A 976-nucleotide genomic window follows, 5' to 3' on the forward strand; every position below is an offset into this window, starting at 1 on the left:
TCGGCAATGCGTTCACGCATTCCGTCTGGCAGACGTACGACGAACTTGTCAGCCGTACGGCTGGAATAAATTGCCTGTTTCAATGGGCGCATATATTTAACCGGTTAGTTCAGGGGAGCGGTTCTCGGGATTGGCCGCAGGATGTCAGTTAGGACAAGCGTTGCAGCCAAATGTTCAACCTGAATTGATGAGGCTCGCATCATGCCTCAAAGCAGCCAGATCATTGGCGTCAATTCTGTGACAAATATTGAACTGGATAAAGGCGTTCTGCCAGCACCAATTGTCAGAAATGCGGACTGGTTGGAAGTTGCCAGCACCGCTTTGCTGATCGCGTCCTCTGCTCGTCAGTAGGTGTGCAATGACCTGACGGCATGGCGAGCGAATTCAGTCACTGGTCCTTACCTTAACAAGGATAGTGGCAAATGGCCGATTTACTAGAGGTAGGGCGGTTCTTAGGCATTTTTAGGATGGGTGGCAGCTTGATTAATGGTGGGCAGGGGTGTCTGCTTTTTACGGCAATGGCTAGCTCCGCTCTGCTTTGCCGGCATGGCGATGCTTATGGAGGCCTGAGGTTGGGGCTGTAATTAAGGCTTCCTGCTATTTAGAGGGCGTATGCCTACACTTAAAAAGCAAAAGGACGACATGACAAAGTCTGGCTTGGTCGTTAACATGCTGGCCGTCCATCGCTTTGCGTATCTTCGCTGGCAGCAGTGTCTCAGTAGCTCAATTGGATAGAGCATCCCCCTCCTAAGGGGAAGGTTGGCAGTTCGAACCTGCCCTGGGACACCATATCTCCTCTTTCTCTTCCTTGGCCTGGCAATCGCCGGCGTCTGTTTTGCCTTGTCTCTTCTGTGTGCGTGACCTCTTCTATATAGAAGCGGGCGGTTTTTCTTGGGTTTGGCCCTTGAATGACAGAAAACTCAAATCAACGCTTGACGGCAGATCTCAGGTGTCTATAATTCGCCCCACTTCCGGC

General features: G+C 51.3%; 1 protein-coding gene and 1 tRNA gene. One reads left to right on the plus strand and one right to left on the minus strand.

The genetic code is table 11. The features are described 5' to 3' along the window. A partial coding sequence (locus D8V06_RS07310; RefSeq protein ID WP_130930704.1) for an Arc family DNA-binding protein occupies positions 1-92 on the minus strand: 92 nt, incomplete at its 3' end. Between the two features lie 620 nt (positions 93-712). On the opposite strand from D8V06_RS07310, the gene D8V06_RS07315 reads away from it, so the two are divergent. After that, positions 713-789, plus strand: a tRNA-Arg gene (locus D8V06_RS07315). Positions 790-976 lie beyond the last annotated feature (187 nt).

The organism is Pseudomonas sp. Sample_24, from assembly GCF_004307605.1.
In the GTDB taxonomy this organism is placed as follows: Bacteria; Pseudomonadota; Gammaproteobacteria; order Pseudomonadales; family Pseudomonadaceae; genus Aquipseudomonas.